Consider the following 14,607-nt stretch of genomic DNA (forward strand, 5'->3'; position numbering starts at 1 on the left):
ATTTACGGCCAGGAACGCTGATGATGACAACATTACTCCCTCTTTTCCGGGTACCTACATCATTCACTCCCTTTGACGGCGAGCGCTTCATCGGCGTCTGTTCGTCGTCTGGCCCCTTTTCTTTTTTCATTCTTATCCCGAATGGAAATCCCCGCTGAGCGCACGCTTGGCGGACTTTGTGACACGCATGGTTAGACAACAGGGATTACGGCGGGTCGATTATGGACAAAATGAAGCGTCATCTGGTGTGGTGGGGAGCGGGGATTCTTGTGGCGGTGGCCGCGATAGCCTGGTGGATGCTGCGCCCTGCGGGAATACCGGAGGGATTTGCCGCCAGCAACGGCAGAATTGAAGCCACCGAAGTGGATATTGCCACTAAGATTGCCGGGCGTATTGATACCATCCTCGTTTCGGAAGGGCAGTTCGTTCGTCAGGGCGAGGTGCTGGCGAAAATGGATACCCGCGTGCTGCAGGAGCAGCGGCTGGAGGCGATTGCGCAGATTAAAGAGGCCGAGAGCGCAGTTGCCGCCGCCCGCGCCTTGCTGGAGCAACGTCAGAGTGAAATGCGCGCCGCGCAGTCGGTCGTCAAACAGCGGGAAGCTGAGCTGGACTCCGTCTCTAAACGTCACGTGCGTTCCCGTTCGCTGTCGCAGCGTGGCGCGGTATCTGTACAACAGTTAGATGACGATCGCGCGGCGGCGGAAAGCGCGCGCGCCGCCCTGGAGACCGCCAAAGCGCAGGTATCTGCGGCAAAAGCGGCGATTGAGGCGGCGCGTACCAGTATTATCCAGGCGCAAACGCGCGTGGAAGCGGCGCAGGCGACCGAGCGGCGTATTGTCGCCGACATCGACGACAGCGAATTAAAAGCGCCGCGCGATGGACGCGTGCAGTACCGCGTTGCGGAGCCGGGCGAAGTGTTATCGGCTGGCGGCCGGGTGTTGAACATGGTCGATCTCAGCGATGTTTATATGACATTTTTCCTGCCGACCGAACAGGCGGGGTTGTTGAAGATCGGCGGCGAAGCGCGACTGGTGCTGGACGCCGCACCGGATCTGCGTATTCCGGCGACGATCAGTTTTGTCGCCAGCGTGGCGCAGTTCACGCCCAAAACCGTGGAAACCCACGATGAACGGCTGAAGCTGATGTTCCGCGTCAAAGCGCGTATTCCGCCAGAGCTGTTACGGCAGCATCTGGAATATGTCAAAACCGGTTTACCGGGAATGGCCTGGGTTCGTCTGGATGAGCGCGTGCCCTGGCCTGACGATCTGAACGTGAGGTTGTCGCAATGACGTCGCTGACGCTGGTGCCTGTTCCTCCCGTGGCGCAGCTTGAGGGGGTGAGCCAGCATTACGGAAAAACGGTCGCGCTGAACAATATCACGCTGGACATTCCCGCCCGTAGTATGGTCGGGCTGATTGGTCCGGACGGGGTGGGTAAGTCGAGCCTGCTGTCGCTGATTTCTGGCGCGCGGGTGATTGAGCAAGGGAACGTTATCGTCCTGGGCGGCGATATGCGCGATGCGAAACATCGCCGCGACGTCTGTCCGCGCATCGCCTGGATGCCGCAGGGGCTGGGGAAAAACCTTTATCACACGTTATCGGTTTATGAGAACGTCGATTTTTTCGCTCGTCTCTTTGGTCATGACAAAGCTGAACGCGAAGCGCGTATTACCGAGCTGCTGAACAGCACCGGCCTGGCGCCGTTTCGTGACCGTCCTGCCGGGAAGCTGTCCGGTGGGATGAAACAAAAGCTGGGGCTGTGCTGTGCGCTGATTCATGACCCGGAATTGCTGATTCTTGATGAGCCTACCACCGGCGTGGACCCGCTCTCCCGCGCTCAGTTCTGGGACTTAATCGACAGTATCCGCCAGCGCCAGACCAATATGAGCGTGTTGGTCGCAACGGCCTATATGGAAGAGGCGGAGCGTTTTGACTGGCTGGTGGCGATGAATGCGGGCGAGATACTGGCAACCGGCAGCGCGCAGCAACTGCGGGCAAAAACCCATAGCGCGACGCTGGAACAGGCGTTTATCGCCCTGTTGCCAGAAGCGCAGCGCCAGGCGCATAAGCCAGTGGTGATCCCGCCGTATCACGCTGAGCAGGAAGAGATTGCCATTGAGGCGAAAGATCTGACCATGCGCTTCGGTAAGTTCGTCGCGGTTGACCATGTTAATTTCCGCATTCCGCGCGGCGAGATTTTTGGCTTCCTCGGTTCAAACGGTTGCGGCAAATCGACCACCATGAAAATGCTGACCGGTCTGCTTCCCGCCAGCGAAGGCCAGGCCTGGCTATTTGGCCAGCCGGTAGACCCGAACGACATCGATACTCGTCGCCGGGTCGGGTATATGTCGCAGGCTTTTTCGCTCTATAACGAACTCACCGTGCGGCAGAATCTGGAACTTCATGCCCGCCTGTTTCATATTCCGCCAGCGGAGATCCCGGCGCGCGTCGCGCAGATGATCGAACGCTTTATGCTAACGGAGGTGGAAGATACGCTCCCCGCTTCGTTGCCGCTCGGTATCCGCCAGCGTTTATCGCTGGCGGTAGCGGTGATCCATCGCCCGGAAATGCTGATTCTTGATGAGCCAACGTCCGGCGTTGATCCGGTCGCCAGGGATATGTTCTGGCAGCTTATGGTCGATCTTTCGCGTCAGGATAAGGTGACGATTTTTATCTCGACCCATTTTATGAACGAAGCGGAACGTTGCGACCGAATGTCATTGATGCACGCCGGTAAAGTGCTCGCCAGCGGTACGCCGCAGGAATTGGTGCAACAGCGGGGCGCGGCCAATCTGGAGGCGGCGTTTATTTCCTGGCTACAGGAAGCTGCGGGAGCGGCGCCTGAAACCCCAATACCGCCATCCCAGACGCCCGCCGCGTCAGGTAAACCGTCGCGGCAGGGATTGAGCTTCCGGCGTTTGTTCAGCTACAGTCGCCGCGAAGCGCTGGAGCTACGCCGCGATCCGGTACGTTCCACGCTGGCGCTGCTGGGAACGGTAATTCTGATGCTGATTATGGGCTATGGCATCAGTATGGACGTGGAGAACCTGCGTTTTGCCGTACTCGACCGCGATCAAACCGTCAGCAGCCAGGCATGGTCGCTCAATCTGGCGGGATCGCGCTATTTTATCGAACAGCCGCCGCTCGCCAGCTATGACGAGCTTGACCGGCGGATGCGTTCGGGAGAGTTGGCGGTTGCCATTGAGATCCCGCCTAATTTTGGCCGCGATATTGCTCGCGGTACGCCAGCGCAGATTGGCGTCTGGGTGGATGGCGCCATGCCCAGCCGCGCCGAGACGGTGAAGGGGTACGTTCAGGCGATGCACCAAAGCTGGCTGCAGGAGGCGGCAAGTCGTCAGCCGAACCCGGTTAAACAGACCGGGCTGCTCAATATTGAAACGCGCTATCGTTATAACCCGGATGTGAAAAGTCTGCCCGCTATCGTGCCGGCGGTCATTCCGCTGCTGCTCATGATGATCCCGTCAATGCTTAGCGCCCTGAGCGTGGTGCGGGAGAAAGAGTTGGGGTCGATGATTAATCTGTACGTAACGCCGACGACGCGCAGCGAATTTTTGCTGGGTAAACAACTGCCGTATATCGCGCTGGGTATGCTGAACTTCTTGCTACTGTGCGCGCTGTCGGTCTTTGTGTTCGGCGTGCCGCTGAAAGGCAGCTTTCTCACGCTTACCCTCGCGGCGCTACTTTACGTCATCATCGCCACCGGTCTGGGGCTGCTGATCTCCACGTTTATGAAGAGCCAAATCGCCGCTATTTTTGGGACGTCGATTATTACCCTCATTCCGGCAACACAATTTTCCGGCATGATCGATCCGGTGGCTTCGCTGGAAGGACCGGGAAGATGGATCGGCGAGATCTACCCGACCAGCCATTTTCTGACGATCGCGCGCGGGACGTTTTCCAAAGCGTTGGATCTGTCCGATCTCTGGCCGTTATTTATGCCGTTACTGATTGCCGTCCCGGTGGTGATGGGTCTGAGCATTCTGCTGCTGAAAAAACAGGAGGGGTAATGCGCGGATTACGTAATATTTATAACCTCGGCGTCAAAGAACTGCGCAGTCTGCTGGGCGACAAAGCGATGCTGGCGCTGATCGTCTTCGCCTTTACGATTTCGGTTTACTCCTCCGCTACCGTCCTGCCCGGTTCGTTGCATCTTGCCCCTATCGCCATCGCCGATATGGATCAGTCACAGTTGTCGAACCGTATTGTGAATAGTTTTTACCGCCCGTGGTTTCTGCCGCCGGAGATGATTACGGCAACGGAAATGGATGCCGGACTGGATGCCGGACGCTATACCTTTGCGGTCAATATTCCGCCGAATTTCCAGCGTGATGTGCTGGCCGGACGTCAGCCTGATATTCAGGTTAACGTCGATGCGACGCGCATGAGTCAGGCGTTTACCGGCAACAGTTATATCCAGAATATTATTAGCGGCGAGGTCAACAGCTTTGTGGCGCGCGCGCGGGGAGATAACGTTCAGCCGGTGTCGCTGGAGATTCGGATGCGCTTTAACCCGAATCTGGACCCGGCGTGGTTTGGCGGCGTGATGGCGATTATCAACAACATTACCATGCTGGCGATAGTGCTGACCGGATCGGCGCTGATCCGCGAGCGAGAACACGGCACGGTAGAGCATCTGTTGGTGATGCCGGTCACGCCCTTTGAGATCATGATGGCGAAAGTGTGGTCGATGGGGCTGGTCGTGCTGGTGGTTTCCGGTTTGTCTTTGATGTTGATGGTGAAAGGCGTACTTGGCGTACCGATTGAAGGATCGATCCCATTGTTTATGTTGGGCGTAGCGCTGAGCCTGTTCGCCACCACTTCAATTGGGATTTTTATGGGCACCATCGCCCGTTCGATGCCGCAACTGGGGTTATTAATGATTCTGGTACTGTTACCGCTACAAATGCTTTCCGGCGGTTCCACGCCGCGCGAAAGTATGCCGCAGGCGGTGCAGGATATTATGCTGACCATGCCGACGACGCATTTTGTCAGCCTTGCCCAGGCTATTCTTTATCGCGGCGCAGGTTTGAGTATCGTCTGGCCGCAGTTCCTGACCCTGTTGGCGATAGGCGGCGTGTTCTTCCTGATAGCGCTGTTACGCTTCAGAAAAACGATTGGCACAATGGCGTGAACATTATTGCCGGATGGCGGCTGCGCCTCATCCGGCCTACAAACGACAGACGTGCGAGCGTAGGCCGGGCAAGCGAAGCGCCCCCGGCGTTAGTCTTCTTTCGGCAAACACTGCAAGTGGCCGTGGCGCACGCCGCGCTGGGCGATAACATCATCGGCAAAATGCTGTACGTCGCCCATATCGCCCTTCAGAACGGCGATCTCCAGACAGTCATCGTGGTTGATATGGACGTGCAGCGTGGCGACGGATAAATCATGATGATGATGCTGGGTGGAGACGATGCGGCTGGCTAAATCCCGTTTCTCATGTTCATAAACATATGAAAGTACTGCGAAACCCTGTGTGCCGTGTTCCTGAGTGGCCTCCTGCGCCAGAGCGCCGCGCAGAATATCACGGATCGCTTCGGAGCGATTGTTATAGCCGCGTCGCTGGCTCAGGCTGTCCAGCGTTTCCAGTAAATCGTCATCGAGGGTGATGGTGACACGTTGCATCTGACTTAAACCTTTTGGTATGGCGCGTCGGCGCATGGGAAGCTCCGCATTTTGTAACACACGTCCGCCGCCAGAGGGAAAAATTAATGTGTCATAACGCTTTTGTTATCGTCTGCGGCGTCAGCGTAAACGGTGTGGGGGTACAGACTGCCAGACTGAGCGTATCGAGCTGACACTGGCTGACCGACAAGGCAGAGGGCAACGTGCTGTCCACGCTGACGATTTGCCAGGCGCTGCCGCCGCGTTGTTTTACGATGGCTTCTTTACGCGTCCAGATACGCCAGAAGGCCGTCAGTTGTCGCTCCGGACGTTCCGCTTCCATTTCAGCATGTTCGCCGAGGCTGAATACCGCATTCGCCAGCGAACGCCAGTTATCGCGCGGGCGGATCACTTCAATATCGCAGCCGACTTCACCTTCGTCGCTAAGCAACAGCGCAATAGTGTCGCCGCTATGGCTGAGGTTAAACCACAGCGGCGTTCCGGCGGAAAAAGCCGGTTTACCCTGTTCGCCATACACCATCTCCGGTAGCGGCGAGAGCGCACGGGAAAGCAGCACGCGCCCGGCCAGCCAGCTTGCCCGGCGAACGCCCTGCGGCGCCTGAGCGATTAACGCGTCGGGCAATTGACCTGCGCTTAATGTTGACACTTTTCCCAGAACGACCTGGTACATATCAGGACCAACGTTGCCTATGAAGAAGAGGAGATTGTAGCATCTGTCGCCTCATCCCGGTAAACGGCTTTTCGGTCGGCCTGGCCCCAGTAAGATCGCCAGTTTGCTGCCGCCTTTAGTGGTTTCCATCCAGATTTTGCAGACGCTGGTCAAAGGAACGGACAAGAGCATCCCGACCGGGCCTAATAGCCATCCCCAGACCAGTAACGAAAGAAATACCACCAGCGTGGACATCCCCAGACGATGGCCCATCATGCGTGGCTCCATAATGTTGCCAATCACCATATGGACCACCAAAAAGAGCGCGCCGACCAGTACGCACTCGTAAAAACCGTTAAATAACAGCGCCTGAATCATGGGGGGAACGGCGGAAATCACCGAGCCGATATTAGGAACGTAATTGAGCAAAAAGGCCAGTACGCCCCACATTAGCGCAAACTGAATATCCATTAGCGCCAGCCCCAGCCAGATAATCGCGCCCGTCCATAAACTGAGCAGTGTTTTCAGCGCCAGATAATGCGAGACGCCTTTCAGGGCGCGGTGCAGGCCGGCAATATGGATTTGTGGATTGTTTAGCGCGAAACGTAATTTATAAGGCACGTGACGCACCTCAAACAGCATAAAAACCACGGTCATCACCAGCAGCACAATGCTTGCCATCGCGCCCGATACGCCGGTCATTAATGTTGTGGTGAAGAGCATAATTTTATCGGAATCCATCCCGCGGAGCATACGTTCCGGCGACATATGTAAATTCAGGAAGGGCATTAACTCCTGAAGGTGTAAGACCTTACGCGTCAGCTCCTTGCTGTATTTAGGCAGCATAGCGATAAATTCATTAAGCGATGCAGCAAGCACACCCACCAGCGCGGTAAGCACGATCAGCATGACGACCACCACGATAGTAATCGCCAGCGGTCGCTTCACGCCCCGGCGAATAAACCAGGTCACTAATGGATTAAGAACAATGGCGAAAAAGAGCGCCAGCAAGAGTTGTACAATAATATCCGCCGCGGCATGAATCCCGGCGAGAATAATAACCAGGGAGGCCAGTTTCAGCAGAATATGCATACCCGTTTTGTCGGGTTGAGCGGTTGCCATGAAGTTTTCCTTGTTGTGTTTTTTTCTAAGTGTAGCGGCTGCCCTGATACCGATAATCTGAATCTCACTACTGATTTTCACCGCGCGCCATGATAGAAAAGAAAACATGTTGTAAAAATGCGGTGATACTCATGCCCGAACCCGTCGCTGAACCGGCGCTAAACGGATTGCGCCTCAATCTGCGTATTGTCTCCATTGTGATGTTTAACTTTGCCAGCTACCTGACCATCGGCCTGCCGCTCGCCGTCTTGCCCGGCTATGTGCATGATGCGATGGGATTCAGTGCGTTCTGGGCGGGGCTTATTATCAGCCTGCAATACTTCGCCACTCTGTTAAGCCGTCCCCATGCCGGGCGGTATGCGGATGTATTAGGGCCGAAAAAAATCGTTGTCTTTGGCTTATGCGGCTGTTTTTTAAGCGGACTCGGCTACCTGCTGGCGGATATCGCCAGCGCCTGGCCGATGATCAGTTTGTTGCTACTGGGGCTGGGTCGCGTGATTTTGGGGATTGGGCAAAGTTTTGCCGGCACCGGTTCGACACTGTGGGGCGTCGGCGTCGTCGGGTCGTTGCATATTGGTCGGGTCATCTCCTGGAACGGTATCGTCACCTACGGCGCAATGGCGATGGGCGCGCCGCTGGGCGTGCTGTGTTATGCCTGGGGCGGGTTACAGGGGCTGGCGCTAACGGTGATGGGCGTGGCGCTGTTGGCGATACTGTTAGCGCTTCCACGTCCGTCGGTGAAGGCGAACAAAGGCAAGCCGCTGCCGTTTCGCGCGGTGCTGGGGCGTGTCTGGCTGTATGGTATGGCGTTGGCGCTGGCCTCGGCAGGGTTTGGCGTCATCGCGACGTTTATTACCTTATTTTATGATGCTAAAGGTTGGGATGGCGCTGCCTTTGCGCTCACGTTATTTAGCGTCGCGTTTGTCGGCACGCGTTTGCTGTTCCCTAACGGCATCAATCGTTTAGGCGGGTTGAATGTCGCCATGATCTGCTTTGGCGTGGAGATTATTGGTCTGTTACTGGTGGGGACGGCAGCCATGCCGTGGATGGCAAAAATCGGCGTTTTACTCACGGGGATGGGGTTTTCGCTGGTCTTTCCGGCGCTGGGCGTGGTGGCCGTCAAAGCCGTGCCGCCGCAGAACCAGGGCGCGGCGCTGGCGACCTATACCGTCTTTATGGATATGTCTTTGGGGGTTACCGGGCCGCTGGCGGGGCTGGTGATGACCTGGGCGGGCGTGCCGGTGATTTATCTGGCGGCAGCCGGGCTGGTAACTATGGCGCTATTGCTGACCTGGCGCTTAAAAAAACGGCCTCCGTCTGCACTGCCGGAGGCCGCATCATCGTCGTAAAGGTTACTTAATAACCAACGTATTGATGATGTTTTCAGCCGTGGTTTGCGCTTTTTGCTGATTGTCCGCAGGCAGCGTGACCTGAATCGTCAGCAATTGGTTATCCACTTTGCCCAGCACGATGGAAGAGTACGCCGTCTGGCCCTTCGCGGAGATAATGCTGTCCAGTTGTTGCAACGTATGGCCTTTGAGCTCAATAGACTTATTGGTAACCACCTGAAGCTGCGGGTCACGGCTACGCTGTTGCTCAAGCAGGCGGTTCGCCAGCACCGGCAACGCTTCATCGGTATTATCGCCGACGATAACAATCACCGCTTTCTGGCCCGTCGGGTCAGAATAAACGTGCATATTATTCGCCTGGGTGCCCAGCTTACCGCTTTGATCGGTCATATCCGCCGGCAGTGAGAAACTGAGTTTGCCATCCATCAGGCTGATGGGCTGACCGGAGGCCTGGCTTTCTGCGGCGGCGCTTTCTGCCGACGCTTTTGTATCGTTGTTATCACAGGCCGCAAGCCCCATAACCAGCAGGCCAATACCGGCATATTTAACCAAATTGCGCATTGACTTCTTCCTTTCGATAAACGGCCATAACGGCTCATTCGCTCATCTTATCACAACTCGGAAAACGAACCTTTAACTTGCCGGTAATGGGGAAATTTCAGATTTATCTGCCAGCTTTTTCAGCAACATATTCAGTAGAACGCCGTACATCGGCAGGAAGAAAATAATGCTGATGAGCACCTTAAAGCAATAATCCACTAGCGCAATTTCCATCCAGTGCCCGGCCATAAAGGCATCGGGGCTTCGCCAGAACGCAATGAAGAAAAAGGCAAGGGTATCGCTGATATTGCCAAACAGCGTTGAAGCGGTCGGCGCCAGCCACCAGCGACGATTTTGGCGCAGGCGGTTAAACACATGGACATCAAGGATCTGTCCCAGCGCGTAGGCCATAAAGCTGGCGGCGGCGATACGGGCGACGAACAGATTAAAGTTCGCCAACGCGGCGAAACCTTGCCAGGCGCCCATATAGAACAGCGATGACACCACATATGACACCAGCAGCGCAGGGATCATGACGGCGAAGATAATGCGGCGCGCCAGCGGTGCGCCAAAAATACGCACGGTAAGATCGGTGGCGAGAAAAATAAAAGGAAAACTAAACGCGCCCCAGGTCGTGTGGAAACCAAAAATAGTGATGGGGAGCTGCACCAGATAGTTACTGGAAATGATCACCAGTAAATGGAATAGCGATAGCCAGAACAACGCTTTTACGCGCTGTGATTGTGTAAACGGAGTCATATTGTGACCTTTTTGTTGGATGGGGTGAGGGAACCCAATAAAGAACCGCCGCATGATACTGTTTTGCGCTGGCATTGCAATGGCTAATTTTCACGCAATCGTTAACCTGCCTGGCTTACTGACGAAGATGGGCGTAAAATATCGCCGTTTTTCTACTATTGAGACGAAGATGAGCGATCTGTTTTCCTCCCCTGACCATACGCTTGACGCCCTGGGGCTGCGTTGCCCTGAACCGGTAATGATGGTGCGCAAAACGGTGCGCAACATGCAAACTGGCGAAACATTGCTGATTATCGCCGACGATCCGGCGACGACGCGTGATATTCCGGGGTTCTGTACCTTTATGGAACACGATTTGCTGGCGCAAGAGACGGAGGGTCTGCCGTACCGTTATTTATTGCGTAAAGCGCATTAACTGCACGGCAGATAGCATTCTGATTAGAAGCTTTCCCAGTTCGCCTGTTCTGCGGTGGGCTGTGGTGTTAAACCTTTGCTTAACGGCGTCGGCGACGCCTCCCGACGAGGCTGTTTCTGGATGCGGAACGCGGCGACCGCCTGACGAAGTTCGTTAGCTTGATCTTCCAGCGCCGCCGCCGCTGCTGCGGATTCTTCTACCAGCGAGGCGTTTTGCTGCGTCACGCTGTCCATTTCCGATACCGCCTGCGCCACCTGCTCAATGCCTTTGCTTTGCTCATCGGAGGCAGAGGCGATTTCGCCCATAATATCGGTCACGCGAGTCACGGCGTTGACGATCTCTTTCATGGTTTCTCCCGCTTCGCGTACCTGCGTAGAGCCGGTATCAATGCGCGACACGGAGTTTTCAATCAGCACTTTGATCTCTTTGGCGGCCTGCGCGCTACGGCTGGCCAACGTGCGTACCTCTCCGGCCACAACCGCGAATCCTCGCCCCTGTTCGCCGGCGCGGGCGGCTTCTACCGCGGCGTTCAGCGCCAGGATATTAGTCTGGAAGGCGATACCGTCAATCACGCTGGTGATGTCCACGATTTTTTCCGAGCTTTCGGCGATATCGTTCATGGTGCTCACTACGTTATCCACCACGCGTCCTCCTTTACGCGCGGTTTCTGATGCGGTTTTCGCCAGACCCGTCGCCTGTCGTGCGTTATCGGTGTTTTGCCGTACCGTGGCGGTTAACTGTTCCATGCTGGCGGCGGTTTCCTCCAGCGCCGAGGCCTGCTGTTCGGTACGGGAAGAGAGGTCGCTGCTGCCGGCGGAAATTTCGCCTGCGCCAGTATAGATAGAGTCTGCGTTATCGCGCACCGCGCTGACGGTACGGATTAACGACTGCTGCATCGTTTTGAGACCGGCAGCCAGTTGGCCCATTTCACTGCGTCCTTCAGCCTCTATCTCATGGGTAAGATCGCCGTCGGCGATAGTTTGAATGTGCGCCATAATCCGTTGCAGCGGGCGGAGTAGAACGCGTTGCAGCCCCAGCCAGATAAACGCCAGCACGATGAGTACGATAAGTAGAATTATCCCCAGCGTCCATTGCATCTGGGTAAAACTGCTCTGATTCTGATCGCTGGCTAATTTTATTAATTGCGCATTTTGAGAGAGCCACTGGTCATATACCTGCTCCATGTCATCCTGCGCTTTTTGCGCGTCAAGGTTGCCATAGGCGGCGTAATTATCGGCTTTAAGATAGTGGATAGACTGCTGCAAAACGTCATACATCTGCTTAAAGCTGGCTTCGGCCTGGGCATCCAACGCCGGATCTTTGCCCGCGATCGCTTCGGAGTTCACGTAGTTGTTGAAATGCCTTTCCGCTTCGTTGAGCGACGCGCCAGCGTTGGTTAACAGCGTGTTCATGGCGTCCAGTGAGGCGGGATCGCGCTGATTTTTTAACATGCGTATCGCCACGCGGTTAATGGTGACGCGGGTTTCGATCAATGTCTGAAAACTGCCGCCCAGTTCCTGTTGTTGGTAACTCAGCGCGCTCGCATTCTGGAAATTCAGCCGATCGCTGCTGACGGCGGAATAAAACAGTATTCCTGTCACCAGCAATAAGGCGCTAAATATGCCCAGCGTCGCGATAACGCCGGTGATGACTTTGATATTTTTCATAGTGCCTAACATTCCTTATTTTGTAGACGGTATGATCAATATCGGTTGGATAAAAATTAACCTTACATCAAATCACGCTATTTCTGATTAATGGTTTGATAAGTAATAGAAAATAAATAATTTTCGCGTGAATAATATGTACAAAGAAAGGAATATCGCGGGATAACCCGGCGACACGCCGCCGGGTGGGAGAAGATTAGTTTTTACGCAGCAAACGTAGCGCGTTGGCAGTCACCAATACCGTGGCTCCCGTATCCGCCAGGATTGCCAGCCATAGCCCGGTAAAACCAAGTAGCGTCGTCACCAGGAAAATGGCTTTCAGCCCCAGCGCAATGGTGATGTTCTGCCGGATATTCGCGTGGGTAGCGCGCGCCAGCGTAATCATCTGCGCTAACCCGCGCAGACGGTTATGAGTAAGGGCGGCGTCAGCCGTTTCCAGCGCAACGTCAGTACCGCTGCCCATCGCAATTCCGATACTGGCGGCTTTCATCGCGGGCGCATCATTAATGCCGTCGCCCACCATTGCCAGCGGCGCTTGTTGGTTAAGGGCGGTGACTGCCCGCACCTTGTCTTCCGGCAGTAGCCCGGCTTTAAACGCCAGATCCAGCTCGCCGGCAATCGCTGCCGCCGCCCGTGGGTTATCGCCAGTCAGAATCACGCCGTTAACGCCTAACTGATGCAGTTCGCGGATGGCGTCGCGCGCATCGTCACGCAACGTATCCTGGAGGGCGAGGACGCCAAGTACGGTCTCGTTACGTAGCACCAGAACCACCGTCTGCCCGGCGTTTTCCAGTTCGCTAATTTGCCCGGCAAACGCTGCCGTAGGCTGTTTTCCCGCCGCGCAAATCAGAATACGTTCGCCGTTAACCTGCGCTTCAATCCCGGTGCCGGCCAGCGTTCGCTGCGATTCCGCCGTCGGGATCGCCAGATCGCGTGTCTGCGCTTCGCGGACAATAGCCTGCGCCAGCGGGTGCGTAGCGCCTTGTTCTACGGCTGCCGCCAGCGCCAACAGTTCAGCTTCGCTGATACCGCTTGCCGGATGAATCGCCGTCACCCGTGGTTTACCAATGGTCAACGTACCGGTTTTATCAAAGGCGACCTGCGTGATACGGCCCAGTTGCTCCAGCGCTGCGCCGCCTTTAATCAATGCGCCGCGCCGTGCCGCCGCCGCCAGCCCGGAGGTAATGGCCGCGGGCGTGGAGATCACCAGCGCGCACGGGCAACCGATTAATAGCAGCGTCAGCCCTTTATAAATCCACTCCTGCCAGCCGCCATCGAACATCAGCGGCGGAATAAGCGTCACCAGCAGCGCGATGACCATAATGACTGGCGTATAGATGCGACTGAAACGATCAATAAACCGCTCAATGGGCGCACGGCGCTCTTCCGCCTCTTCAATCAGCGTCAGGATACGGTCAATCGCGCTGGCGCCAGGTTCAGATAGCACCTCCAGGGTGACGAGACGGTCAACGCTGGTCGCGCCTGCCGGGACTTTGTCGCCCGTTGCGCGCTCCACAGGGATAGACTCGCCGGTGAGCGCGCTTTCATCAAAGCTGGCGAAACCGGAAACCAGTTTACCGTCGGCGGGTAAACGCCCCCCGGCGGCGACTTCGATAATATCGCCCGGTCGCAGGGTATTAATAGCGACCTCTTCCCGCACGCCGTCGCGCAGACGGGTCGCCGTTTCCGGTTTAAGCGCCATTAACGCGCTGACGCCTTTACGGGCGCGGCTGGCGGCCCATCCTTCCAGGCGCTCGCCGATGAGGAACAGCAGCAATACCATTGCTGCCTCCGCCGTCGCGCCAATAAACAGCGCGCCAATGGCGGCGACGCTCATCAGCGTTTCAATAGCGAACCAACTGCCGCTTTTCATCAGCCGCAGCGCCTGGCGGGCAATAGGATACAGACCGACCAGGGTGGTGGCGATAAAGGCCAGTTGGCCGAACGGGTGGTTAAATTGCTCCAGCCCCCAGCTTATCGCCATCATAATGATCAGCGTAATAAGCGGCAGGTTCTCTTTAAGACGAGATTCAGGCGCGGCGTCGCGCGAATCTTCACTACGCAAGGTATAACCCGCCTTCTGTACGGCGTGTTCAATTTGCGCGCGGAGGTCGGTGTCGGCATCGACCACTAACTTTTCGGTGGCGAACAGCACTTGCGCCTGGTTGACGCCGCGAATTTGGCGTACCGCATTCTCCACTTTTCGGGCGCAGGCGGCGCAGTCCATGCCGGAGATTTTCCAGGTATAGCGCGTGCCTGCCACGGCAGTAGAAACAGGCGCGCTGGACGCGCAATGTTCTTCGCAGCAGCAGCTATCGGCCTTCTGTATTGCCGGGGCTAATCTGAAGGAGGTAAAGGGCGGGACTTTTTTGCCATCGGTATCAGGGGTCGACATAACGTCCTCCGGTTGATGATAATTTTCTCATTAACCGGAGGATACACTCTGGAGTCGACTCCAGAGTCA

At 56.2% G+C, this 14,607-nt stretch carries 12 protein-coding genes; 5 read left to right on the forward strand and 7 right to left on the reverse strand.

What is annotated here, in order from left to right; all coding sequences use genetic code 11:
- Window positions 1-221: 221 nt before the first annotated feature.
- From NA330_RS16675 to NA330_RS16685, 3 genes are read left to right on the forward strand one after another with little or no spacing between them, the layout of a single operon-like run.
- Complete coding sequence (locus NA330_RS16675; protein ID WP_000359837.1) at window positions 222-1,289, forward strand: HlyD family secretion protein; 1,068 nt, start codon at window positions 222-224, stop codon at window positions 1,287-1,289.
- A complete protein-coding gene (gene rbbA, locus NA330_RS16680; RefSeq protein WP_000202924.1) occupies window positions 1,286-4,027 on the forward strand; it encodes a ribosome-associated ATPase/putative transporter RbbA in 2,742 nt (913 codons plus the stop codon). The genes NA330_RS16675 and rbbA overlap by 4 nt, the downstream gene beginning before the upstream one ends.
- On the forward strand, window positions 4,027-5,151 hold the full coding sequence (locus tag NA330_RS16685; protein WP_001214750.1) for an ABC transporter permease: 1,125 nt from the start codon (window positions 4,027-4,029) through the stop codon (window positions 5,149-5,151). Before rbbA ends, NA330_RS16685 begins: the two co-directional genes overlap by 1 nt.
- A gap of 89 nt (window positions 5,152-5,240) precedes the next feature.
- Here the strand turns inward: NA330_RS16685 and nikR are convergent, their stop codons facing one another.
- The 3 genes from nikR to NA330_RS16700 all read right to left on the reverse strand — a co-directional run bounded on the left by nikR (window position 5,241) and on the right by NA330_RS16700 (window position 7,413).
- Window positions 5,241-5,642: a nickel-responsive transcriptional regulator NikR gene (gene nikR, locus NA330_RS16690; RefSeq protein WP_001190057.1), complete on the reverse strand. Its 402-nt coding sequence runs from the start codon at window positions 5,640-5,642 to the stop codon at window positions 5,241-5,243.
- Between the two features lie 91 nt (window positions 5,643-5,733).
- Entirely contained in the window at window positions 5,734-6,312 is a 579-nt protein-coding gene (gene acpT / locus NA330_RS16695) for a 4'-phosphopantetheinyl transferase AcpT (RefSeq protein WP_020899344.1), read from the reverse strand.
- A gap of 51 nt (window positions 6,313-6,363) precedes the next feature.
- On the reverse strand, window positions 6,364-7,413 hold the full coding sequence (locus NA330_RS16700) for an AI-2E family transporter (protein ID WP_000179588.1): 1,050 nt from the start codon (window positions 7,411-7,413) through the stop codon (window positions 6,364-6,366).
- Window positions 7,414-7,502: 89 nt separating this feature from the next.
- Here NA330_RS16700 and NA330_RS16705 point away from each other — a divergent pair, with 89 nt between their 5' ends.
- Window positions 7,503-8,762 (forward strand): MFS transporter, encoded by a 1,260-nt coding sequence (locus NA330_RS16705; RefSeq protein ID WP_077248389.1) that lies wholly within the window; start codon window positions 7,503-7,505, stop codon window positions 8,760-8,762.
- A 3-nt stretch (window positions 8,763-8,765) separates the two neighbouring features.
- On the opposite strand, the gene NA330_RS16710 is transcribed toward NA330_RS16705, so the two are convergent.
- Together NA330_RS16710 and NA330_RS16715 are read right to left on the reverse strand one after the other, a co-directional pair.
- Complete coding sequence (locus NA330_RS16710; RefSeq protein ID WP_001245277.1) at window positions 8,766-9,323, reverse strand: DcrB family lipoprotein; 558 nt, start codon at window positions 9,321-9,323, stop codon at window positions 8,766-8,768.
- 72 nt (window positions 9,324-9,395) lie between these two features.
- Window positions 9,396-10,061, reverse strand: coding sequence for a 7-cyano-7-deazaguanine/7-aminomethyl-7-deazaguanine transporter (locus NA330_RS16715; protein ID WP_001518097.1), 666 nt, complete (start codon window positions 10,059-10,061; stop codon window positions 9,396-9,398).
- A gap of 169 nt (window positions 10,062-10,230) precedes the next feature.
- Between NA330_RS16715 and tusA the strand changes: the two genes are divergently transcribed.
- Entirely contained in the window at window positions 10,231-10,476 is a 246-nt protein-coding gene (gene tusA / locus NA330_RS16720; protein ID WP_001541054.1) for a sulfurtransferase TusA, read from the forward strand.
- A 23-nt stretch (window positions 10,477-10,499) separates the two neighbouring features.
- Here tusA and tcp read toward each other — a convergent pair whose 3' ends face one another.
- Together tcp and zntA are read right to left on the reverse strand one after the other, a co-directional pair.
- Window positions 10,500-12,143 carry a methyl-accepting chemotaxis citrate transducer gene (gene tcp, locus NA330_RS16725; protein WP_023241883.1) on the reverse strand — a complete coding sequence of 548 codons (1,644 nt, stop codon included), beginning with the start codon at window positions 12,141-12,143 and terminating at the stop codon, window positions 10,500-10,502.
- 196 nt (window positions 12,144-12,339) lie between these two features.
- The gene (zntA, locus tag NA330_RS16730) at window positions 12,340-14,538 is read right to left on the reverse strand and encodes a Zn(II)/Cd(II)/Pb(II) translocating P-type ATPase ZntA (RefSeq protein WP_023241884.1); all 2,199 of its coding nucleotides are present in this window, start codon (window positions 14,536-14,538) and stop codon (window positions 12,340-12,342) included.
- Window positions 14,539-14,607: the final 69 nt, after the last annotated feature.

Source organism: Salmonella sp. NW722, from assembly GCF_051702785.1.
Lineage (GTDB): Bacteria > Pseudomonadota > Gammaproteobacteria > Enterobacterales > Enterobacteriaceae > Salmonella > Salmonella enterica.

What these genes read in the sequence shown, in the direction of transcription:
- NA330_RS16675 (WP_000359837.1), top strand. Translation starts at nt 222, where the DNA reads ATGGACAAAATGAAGCGTCATCTGGTGTGGTGGGGAGCGGGGATTCTT.
- rbbA (WP_000202924.1), top strand. Translation starts at nt 1,286, where the DNA reads ATGACGTCGCTGACGCTGGTGCCTGTTCCTCCCGTGGCGCAGCTTGAG.
- NA330_RS16685 (WP_001214750.1), top strand. Translation starts at nt 4,027, where the DNA reads ATGCGCGGATTACGTAATATTTATAACCTCGGCGTCAAAGAACTGCGC.
- nikR (WP_001190057.1), bottom strand. Translation starts at nt 5,642, where the DNA reads ATGCAACGTGTCACCATCACCCTCGATGACGATTTACTGGAAACGCTG.
- acpT (WP_020899344.1), bottom strand. Translation starts at nt 6,312, where the DNA reads ATGTACCAGGTCGTTCTGGGAAAAGTGTCAACATTAAGCGCAGGTCAA.
- NA330_RS16700 (WP_000179588.1), bottom strand. Translation starts at nt 7,413, where the DNA reads ATGGCAACCGCTCAACCCGACAAAACGGGTATGCATATTCTGCTGAAA.
- NA330_RS16705 (WP_077248389.1), top strand. Translation starts at nt 7,503, where the DNA reads ATGATAGAAAAGAAAACATGTTGTAAAAATGCGGTGATACTCATGCCC.
- NA330_RS16710 (WP_001245277.1), bottom strand. Translation starts at nt 9,323, where the DNA reads ATGCGCAATTTGGTTAAATATGCCGGTATTGGCCTGCTGGTTATGGGG.
- NA330_RS16715 (WP_001518097.1), bottom strand. Translation starts at nt 10,061, where the DNA reads ATGACTCCGTTTACACAATCACAGCGCGTAAAAGCGTTGTTCTGGCTA.
- tusA (WP_001541054.1), top strand. Translation starts at nt 10,231, where the DNA reads ATGAGCGATCTGTTTTCCTCCCCTGACCATACGCTTGACGCCCTGGGG.
- tcp (WP_023241883.1), bottom strand. Translation starts at nt 12,143, where the DNA reads ATGAAAAATATCAAAGTCATCACCGGCGTTATCGCGACGCTGGGCATA.
- zntA (WP_023241884.1), bottom strand. Translation starts at nt 14,538, where the DNA reads ATGTCGACCCCTGATACCGATGGCAAAAAAGTCCCGCCCTTTACCTCC.